The organism is Desulfacinum infernum DSM 9756, assembly GCF_900129305.1.
GTDB classification, from domain to species: domain Bacteria; phylum Desulfobacterota; class Syntrophobacteria; order Syntrophobacterales; family DSM-9756; genus Desulfacinum; species Desulfacinum infernum.
Window position 1 is genome coordinate 42,029 of record NZ_FQVB01000033.1, and the last position, 9,130, is coordinate 51,158.

Annotated in this window: 6 protein-coding genes; 5 read left to right on the forward strand and 1 reads right to left on the reverse strand. The window is 60.9% G+C overall.

Going from position 1 to position 9,130, the window contains the following annotated elements; genetic code table 11:
• Positions 1-40 precede the first annotated feature (40 nt).
• The 5 genes from BUB04_RS14830 (at position 41) to BUB04_RS14850 (ending at position 7,809) form a co-directional block, all read left to right on the forward strand.
• Positions 41-3,376 (forward strand): PAS domain S-box protein, encoded by a 3,336-nt coding sequence (locus BUB04_RS14830; RefSeq protein ID WP_178372012.1) that lies wholly within the window; start codon positions 41-43, stop codon positions 3,374-3,376.
• A 100-nt stretch (positions 3,377-3,476) separates the two neighbouring features.
• Complete coding sequence (locus tag BUB04_RS14835; RefSeq protein ID WP_073040875.1) at positions 3,477-4,490, forward strand: Fe(3+) ABC transporter substrate-binding protein; 1,014 nt, start codon at positions 3,477-3,479, stop codon at positions 4,488-4,490.
• A 256-nt stretch (positions 4,491-4,746) separates the two neighbouring features.
• On the forward strand, positions 4,747-6,141 hold the full coding sequence (locus BUB04_RS14840) for an ABC transporter permease (RefSeq protein WP_218588482.1): 1,395 nt from the start codon (positions 4,747-4,749) through the stop codon (positions 6,139-6,141).
• A 20-nt stretch (positions 6,142-6,161) separates the two neighbouring features.
• Positions 6,162-7,283 (forward strand): ABC transporter ATP-binding protein, encoded by a 1,122-nt coding sequence (locus tag BUB04_RS14845; RefSeq protein WP_073040879.1) that lies wholly within the window; start codon positions 6,162-6,164, stop codon positions 7,281-7,283.
• Positions 7,284-7,434: 151 nt separating this feature from the next.
• A complete protein-coding gene (locus BUB04_RS14850) occupies positions 7,435-7,809 on the forward strand; it encodes a hypothetical protein (RefSeq protein WP_073040881.1) in 375 nt (124 codons plus the stop codon).
• 268 nt (positions 7,810-8,077) lie between these two features.
• Here BUB04_RS14850 and BUB04_RS14855 read toward each other — a convergent pair whose 3' ends face one another.
• Complete coding sequence (locus tag BUB04_RS14855) at positions 8,078-8,905, reverse strand: MBL fold metallo-hydrolase (protein WP_073040883.1); 828 nt, start codon at positions 8,903-8,905, stop codon at positions 8,078-8,080.
• Between the last annotated feature and the right edge of the window lie 225 nt (positions 8,906-9,130).

Below are 9,130 nucleotides of genomic sequence, written 5' to 3' on the forward strand. Positions count from 1 at the left end.
GAGAAAGTCTTTGGTGGCCGGAACCTGTGGAGGCGAGTTCATGGGAAAATGCGAGTCAGCCGCGGCCCAGACGGCCAGCGCCGCCGAAAAGGGGGCGTCGGGGCTCTTTCGGTTGCGCGGGCCGGTGCTTGTGCCGTTCGTCGTGGCCATGAGCCTGCTGCTGGGGCTTTTCGTCTTCGGCATCCACCGGGTCCTGGAGAGCTCCACGCGGGAGTTTTCCCAGCGCCGGTTCGAAAGCTTTCGGAGCCTCTGGGAGACCGCCCTCGAGCGGGAAGCCGGCCTCATGGAGGAGGCCCTCCTGAAACTGGCCGCCAAGCCGGCCCTGCTGGAGGCCTTCACACTCCGGTCGGTGGATTCCTTGTTGGAAGCGGCGGCTCCCGATTTTGTCCGACTCAAGCAGAACCATCACATGACCCACTTTTACTTCATGGACCCGTCCCTTCGGGTCTTCCTGAGGGTCCATCACCCCAAACTTTCCGGAGATGTGATCACCCGCTGGACGGCCCGCCGGGCCCAAACCACCCTGAAGACCGCCCGCGGGGTGGAGCTGGGGCCCATGGGCACCCTGACGCTGCGCGTTGTGATTCCCTGGATCCATGCCGGCCGCCTCATGGGGTTTCTGGAGCTGGGCAAGGAAGTGGGGACCATTCTAACGAGCATTCACCAAGCCACGGGGCTTCACCTGGCGGCCTTCGTGGAAAAGGAGCGTCTGGATCGAGATTTGTGGAGTGAAGGCCAGAAGGTGTTGGGCAGGCCCGACACGTGGACGGCCTTCCGAACGGTCGTCCTCAGCGACACCACCCTGTCGCCGGTTCCGGAACCGCTCGTTCCTTACATCGACGAAGAAAACCATCAAGCCGGCCAGACGGACATTCGGTTCGGCTGGGCCGGAAGAACCTACCGCTCGCGATTTTTCCATCTAAAGGACGCTTCCGGAAAAAGCATCGGAGACATCGCCGTTCTCACCGACATCACGGAACGGGTGGCCCATGCCCGCCGAATGCTCATCGGTTTCGGCACCGCAGCCTTTCTCCTCTGCTCGTCCCTGGTCCTCTTCATGGCGGGCTACCTGGGCCGGGTGGAAACCGTGGTGCGAAGAACCCATCAGCAGATCATGGACCTGGAGCGGGGCCGGTCCTGCTTCATCCTCCAGGAGATGCCGGTGCTCGTGTCCCTGCTCACCCCTTCCGGAACATTTGAAACCTGGAGCACGTGGGCCCAGAAGACGTTCGGATTCGGCCCGGAGGAGGCCGTGGGAATCCTCCGCCCGGACGACCTGGTGGAAGACGCCCGGCTCTTGGAGGAGCTTCGGCGGGAGGCGGCCCAGTCCGCCTATGCCTCCAAAGAGTGCTTGGGGCGAACCCGGGACGGAGGGCACCTTTGGTTGCGGGTCACCCTGCTGACCATCCCCGTCACGGGAGAGACACTCTACATCCTGGAAGACGAGACGGCTCGAAAGGAGGCGGAAGATCGCCTGCAAGCCCAGTATGCCTTTCTCCAGACCCTGTTGGACACCATCCCCAACCCCATCTACTACACCGACGCCCGGGGCCGCCCCGCGGGCTGCAACGCGGCGTTCTTGAAGTTTTTCGGCCTGGAAGAGGCCGGGCAACCCGGTGGTGGCGCGTTCGCACATCTGGAAAAGGCCGCCGTCTTCCTTTCGTGGCTGGAGCGGGACCGCAAGCTCCTGGAAAGCGGTCACATGCACGTGGAGGAACAGGAGATTCTGGATCGGGAGGGACGCCCGCGAAGCGTGATCTTCAATCGAGCTGTCTTCCGTTTGAAGGACGGGGCCGTGGGGGGTGTGGTGGGCATCCTCACCGACATCACCGAGCGTCGAAAGGCGGAGGAACAGCGGATTCTCTTGGCCACGGCCGTGGACCAGACGGCGGACGTGGTGATCGTCACCGACCGGGACGGACGGATCGAATATGTGAATCCGGCCTTCGAGAAGGTTTCCGGCTACACGCGGGAGGAGGCGCTGGGCCGGGCCCCATGGGACCTGCCCGGATTGGGTATGGAGGAAGCCACCCGCTATGAAATCCGGGATGCCGTCTTGTCCGGGCGCGTGTGGACGGGACGCGTCCGCACGGCAAGCCGGGACGGCGCCCCCACCCAACTGGAAGGAAAGGTCTCGGCCATCCGCGACGGCCGGGGCCGCCTGACCCATTATGTGGCCGTGTACCGCGACGTTACGGAAAAAAGCCGCCTGGAAGATCAGCTCCGCCAGGCCCAGAAGATGGAAGCCATCGGCACCCTGGCCGGCGGCATCGCCCACGATTTCAACAACATTCTCCTTTCCATCAACGGCTACACGGAACTCCTGCTCCAACGCCTTCCCCCGGACGATCCCGGAAAACGATACGCCGAAAGGGTCCTCCAGGGGGGACAGCGGGCGAAAGACCTGGTGGCTCAAATTCTCACTTTCAGCCGGCAGGGGGACCGGCACCCCAAGCCGCTGGAGCTGTCGACCATCGTGAAGGAAACCACCAAGCTGCTGCGGGCATCCATCCCCACGACCATCGACATCCGATGCACCATCCGGGCCGAACGCGCGGTGGTACTGGCCGACCCGACCCAGATGCACCAGGTGCTCATGAACCTGTGCACCAACAGCGCCCACGCCATGGGAAGCAAACCCGGCCTTCTGGAGATCGTCCTGGACGAGGTGCTGGTGGGAGGAGAAGGCATCCCCTGCCCCCCCGGGGTATCACCGGGACCTTACGTACGGCTCCAAGTGCGCGATACGGGCTGCGGCATTCCCGAATCCATACGCCACAAGATCTTTGATCCCTACTTCACCACCAAGAAGCCGGGCCAGGGCACCGGCCTGGGGCTGGCCGTGGTGCACGGCATCGTCAAGGATCACGGCGGTTTCATCCAGGTGGAAAGCGAAACGGGCAAGGGGACGGCTGTTCGGGTTTTCATTCCGGCCGTGGCCGAACCGGCCACGGCGGAACCGCCGACGTCCGAAAGCCCTCTGCCCCGTGGAACCGGGCGGATTCTTCTGGTGGACGACGAGGAATCGGTGGTAACCTTGGGCCGGGAAATGCTCCAAAAGGCGGGTTACCGGGTGGAGACGGACACCGACCCCAGAGCCGCCCTGGAAAGGATCCGCTCGGCCCCGCACGCCTTCGATCTGGTGATCACGGACCTCACCATGCCTCACATGACGGGCGTGGACCTGGCGGAAGAGGCCGCCCGAATCCGCTCCGATCTTCCGGTGATCCTCTGCACGGGCTACCATGAGGCCTCCCAAACCTTGAAGCCCAATGGGAACATCCGCGCCGTTCTCTCCAAGCCCTTCCTCACCAAGGACCTGGCCGAAGCCGTGGTGAAGGCGATCCGTCCGGACCCGCAGGAAACGGTGGCATGAATCTGGATCGTTTTTTGTTGACAAAAAAGTTAGAGGCGCCTAATTACGTTCGTGGTCTCGAAAATGCTTGTCATGCATCCAACAATGGGAGGTAAACTTCATGAAAAAGCGGTTCACTTTCTCGCTCACCCTGCTTCTGGCACTCATGGCAGTGTCCACGTTCAACGCCCTCGCCGATACCCACTCCCTCGTGGTCTACTCGGCTCGAAATGAACACCTCATCAAACCCCTCTTCGATCTTTATTCCCAGAAGACCGGGGTCTCCATCCGCTACATCACCGACAAAAGTCCGGCCTTGATCCAGCGCCTCAAGGCCGAAGGACCCAACACCCCGGCGGACATCCTTTTGACCGTGGACGCCGGAAACCTTTGGCGGGCAGCCCGGGAAGGCCTGCTGCAACCTGTCTCTTCCCCGGCACTGGAAAAGAACATCCCGTCACACCTCAGAGACCCTCAAGGTCGATGGTTCGGTTTTTCCGTGCGGGCAAGGACCATCGCCTACAACACCCAGCTGGTGGATCCTTCGGAGCTGACCACCTATGAGGACCTGGCCGATCCCAAGTGGAAGGGGAGGCTTTGCCTGAGGACTTCCAAGAAGGTCTACAACCAATCGCTCGTGGCCATGCTCATGGCCCAAAACGGCGAGAAGGCCACCGAGGAGATGGTTCGAGGTTGGGTGGCCAACCTGGCGACGGACGTCTTTTCCAATGACACCAAACTGCTGGAGGCCATCGCCGCGGGCCAGTGCCAGGTGGGCATTGTGAACACCTACTATTATGGTCGTCTCATGAAAGAAAAGCCGGATCTTCCCCTGGCCCTTTTCTGGCCGGATCAGGACGGAAACGGGGTCCATGTGAACGTGTCGGGCGGCGGGCTCGTCCGTCATGCCAAGAACGAGGAGGAGGCCGTCCGGTTTCTGGAATGGCTTTCCACGTCGGAAGCTCAGCGGATCTTCGCGGACCTCAACATGGAATATCCCGCGGATCCCTCCGTTTCTCCCCATCCGACGGTGGCAAGCTGGGGGAGCTTCAAAGCCAGCTCCTTCAACCTGAGCCAAGCCGGGGAACTCCAAGCCGCCGCCATCATGCTGATGGATCGCGCCGGATACAGATAGGCAACCCATGAAAGCCGTCACCTGCACGATTCCTTCAGTGCGCCGTTTCTTTCTCCCTGGATCAGGGCGGCAATGGGCCATCTGGGCCCTTGCCGTCCTGATCACACTGCCCTTGTGGGCCATTGTGCGGACCGCCCTGGGCGACAGCAGGAACGTATGGGATCATCTGGTCAGGCATTTGATGTGGGGGCTTCTGTCCAACACATTCTGGCTGGTGCTTGGAGTCGGAGTTTTCACCCTTTTGCTGGGAAGCAGCTTGGCATGGTTGGTGGCGTTTCGCGATTTTCCGGGAAGGCGCATCTTTTCATGGGCCTTGGCGCTTCCTCTCGCCATGCCGGGCTACGTGCTGGCGTTCGTCATGGTGGGGCTCTTCGATTTTACGGGGCCTGTGCAGACTTATCTTCGAAAGCTGATGGGAGGAGACCTTCCATGGTTTCCTTCCGTTCGGTCTCGAGGCGGCGTCATCTTCACCATGACTCTGGCCCTCTACCCCTACGTGTATCTCATGTTGCGCGAGGCATTTCAAAGTCTGAGCGGACGCACTCAAGAGGCGGCCCAAAGTCTGGGCCATTCTCCCGTCTCCGCTTTCTTGAGGGTGGTGCTGCCCATGGCTCGCCCTTGGATCGGGGCCTCCCTCTTTTTGGTCGTCATGGAGTGCCTGGCCGATTTCGGGACGGTGGCCGTCTTCAATTACGACACCTTCACGACGGCCATCTACAAGGCCTGGTACGGCCTCTTTTCCATCGAAGCGGCGGCCCAACTGGCCTTGACCCTCCTTTCCTTCGTATTCCTGTGCGCCTTTCTGGAACACCGGGAACGGCGTCGGAGGCGATACCACCAATCGACCCGTTCATCCCGAGCGATTCCGCCGCCCCTGGGCCCAAGGACCAAGTGGCTGGCAACCGGTTACGCTTTCCTGGTTCTCTTCCTTTCCGTCCTGCTTCCCATGGGGCAGCTCCTGGCCTGGACCCTCCCCCAACTAAGCCAAATACCCTCACGCGACCTGCTGCTGGTCGGGAGGACATTTTTCCTGGGAACCTTGGCGGCACTGGTGGTGGTTGGGGTGTCCCTGATGATGAGTTTCTGGCAGAGAAGATCTCCCGGTACGGCCACCGACTTGGGCGTCCGCATAGCCACCCTGGGTTATGCGTTTCCCGGATCGGTTTTGGCCGTCGGGGTCTACCTGCCCTTTGCTCTTTTGGACAATCTTCTGGCGGATCTCAAAATCTCTTCCTTCGGCGATGGGACCTTCCAGCTCAAGGGGACGCTTCTGGTCATGCTCTTCGGATATCTGGTTCGTTTTCTCGCCGTGGGCCATGGGGCCGTGGCAAGCGGCATGGAGCGATGCTCGCCCCAATTGGAGAACGCGGCGCAATCCCTGGGAGAATCCGGCTGGGGCGTTTTACGTCGGATCCACCTGCCCCTGCTCACCCCCAGTCTTTTGGCAGCCGGAGCTCTGACCATGGTGGAGGTCATGAAGGAAATGCCTCTGACGCTCATGACCCGCCCTTTCGGCTGGGATACCTTGGCGGTGAGAATCTTCGAATTGACCTCTGAGGGCCTTTGGGAACAAGCCGCTCTGCCGGCCTTGATCCTGGTGTTGGTGGGCTCAATCCCCATGATGCTCGCCAGCCGCGGCGTCCGGGTCTAATAACGGAAAGGAAACGGGAGATGTCCTTTTTGAACGTGCAGAACGTAAGCTGCCGCTACGGCAACCGATGCGTCATCCGGCATCTTTCCATGACTCTGGAGAAGGGTGAAATCGGCTGTCTACTCGGTCGAAGCGGTTGCGGCAAGAGCACGCTCTTGCGGGCCATCGCCGGCTTCGAGCCCCTGCGGGACGGAACGATTACCCTGGGAGACAGGCTCCTTTCTCACCGCACCCACCTCGTGCCTCCACACAAGAGGCAAATCGGTTTGGTTTTTCAGGACTACGCTCTTTTTCCGCACCTGACGGTGGCCGCCAACGTCTCTTTCGGATTGCGCCACCTTCCCCGAAACCAACGGAAGGCCCGAACGGCGGAGGTTCTGAGGCTCGTGAGGATGGAAGGTATGGAAGAGAGATATCCCCACGAGATTTCGGGGGGGCAGCAGCAGCGGGTGGCCGTGGCACGGGCCTTGGCTCCTCGCCCCATGCTCCTTCTCCTCGACGAACCCTTCTCCAACCTGGACCCCTGTCTTCGAGTAGATTTGGCTTTGGAAGTCCGGGAAATTCTCAAGAAGCAGGACATCACGGCCCTCATGGTCACGCACGATCAGGGAGAAGCCTTCGCCGTTGCCGACAGGGTGGGGGTTCTGGACGGGGGGGAGCTGGCCCAATGGGATGAGCCGACCCGACTATTTCTGGACCCCGCCACCCGGACGGTGGCGGAATTCGTGGGAGTATCCTCCTTCCTTCCCGGGCATCTGATTTCTTCCAAAGCGGCGGCAACATCTCTGGGCGTTTTACCGATTCGCCGACAAAGCACAAGCCCTGCGGGTGAGGGAGTGGACATTTTGCTTCGCCCTCCGGATCTGGTCCAGGATCCGGCAGGTCCTGTAAGCGCCGTTGTGGTGCGATCCGTGTTGTCCGCAGCCGGATCCATGTATCTGGTGGAATTGGATTCGGGAGACCGGTTGTATGCCGTTTCGCCCGAACGATTCCCCAGGCCGGCAGGATCAAGGGTCCGACTTCGCCTTGAGCCTCCGCCGCCAGGAGGCTGGCCCGCCTACGGGACCGACGGCCATGACCGGGAAACCTGCCCTTTCGATCCCACCATTGCCAAAAACAAGGAATTTCCCGTGGCCGTGTGACGCCAAAGGAACCGTGCGCCAACCCCCTGAAAAGATGTGGCCTTTCCTGGCACTTTCGGCTTGTCCTGTAGGTTCACTTGGTCGTAAAGTGCTTTAAAAGTTCCCCTTTAGAGACTTTACCGATCTTTGACCTTTTTCACAGGAGGGTCCCATGAAAGCCTTGCAGTGGATGTTGCCGGTTTTGGTCTTGTGTTCATGGGTTCTTGCGGCACCGGGTGCGGCCCAGGTGGACTATCCCGAGGAGATGGCTCAGGTGGTGGCCCAATACCCCGACTCCACCGTGGAGATGGCCATGAAGATGCAGCAGGGCACCCAGGTCATGCTCCACACCAAGGATGAACCCAAGAAGGTGTTCGCGTTCTACAAGGAGGCTCTGAGCGGAGACGGCTGGGAATCCCAAATGGAGATGGCCCAGGAGGAAGGCATCCAGGGCCACTGGGTAAAGGGTGACCGGATGATGCACGTAATGGTGACCCAGGACGAAGGGGAAACCGCCGTGATGCTCATGCTGGGCAAACAGCAGTAAGGAAGGCGCGGTTCCTCACGGGAGAGAGCAAAGCCCGCCCCTCCAAAAACGCGTTGATCTGTTGGCTAGGAGCTTGTCCGAAAACGATTGATTTGCGCCGTTCAACGCCCATCCGTCATCCCCGCGGAAGCGGGGATCCAGAATTTTCAGTAAGTTATGAACTCCCGCTTGCGCGGGAGTGACGATTGGTGGAGTCCTCGGACAGCCTCTTGGAGGCAAGGGCTGCTCTACGCTGTCAGAGTCTGTCCGCCGACTTTCAAATGCCCCGCTACTCGAAGATCTTGGCCATTTGGGCGACGCCGTCGGAGTCGGGGGCGATGGAACGGGCCTTTTTCCAGCATTCGCGGGCTTCTTCCGGCTGCCCGGCGTCCAGGAGATCCCGCGCCATGAGAAGCCAGGCCGTTTCGGGCGGGTTCTCGTGGAGGGCCTGATAGAGGGTCACCAGGGCGATCTTCACCTGCCGGTCCCCCTTGTGAAGAACGGGCTCTCCGTGGCCCGGGAAAAGATGGCGGATGGGAAGGGAAAGCAGCCGCCTGAGCGTGCTCACCTTGTCCTGCATGCGACCGCCCAGGACCTCGTCGGGCTTGGAAAGGACGGCCGCAAACCGCTCCTTGTGGGGCAATACCGCATCGCCGCCAAAGAGCGCCCCTGCGTCCCGCCAGTAGAAAGCCAGATCCCCGGCCGTGTGACCGGGAAGGTGCAACACCTCCAGGGGCGGATCGCCGTCGATCACATCCCCGTCTTCCACAAAATGCATCTTTCCCGCCTCTTCCACGCTCCTGAAGAATTCGGGAAAGGGAGGGCGAAGCAGCTTCAGGTATTCCCGGGTGAGCTTGTGGACGAACAGATCGGGGGCCGTCACTTGATAGATCTCCGCCATGCCGCCCACGTGGTCGAAATGGGCGTGGGTGAGCAGAATCCGCTCCAGGTTTTCCACAGGCCCCATTTCCCGAAGCTCGTCCACAAGGCCCAGCATGTTCCCCGTGTCGATGAGCGTGCGGCCTCCATGCAGCACGTAGGCGCCTGAACACGGCCCGGAATCCGGTATCCAGCCCAGTCCGGCCAGCCTGGAATCTTCTCCTTCGAAAGTCTTCAACGTGCCAACCTCCCCTTTTCCCCGGAAACACCCGGTTCGTTTCCATCCGTTGGATCCTCTTCAACCGCCCAGAAAACTTTACGATTCCTAGAACACTCCCCTCCTCAAGTCAATCCGCGCCGGGGTGCCTTTGTTAATGGCCAACTAAAATGACCCACCTACGGCCATCAAAAATGACCCACCTTGAGGATGCATTGGCGATGATTTGGCCGTACAACCCCATCT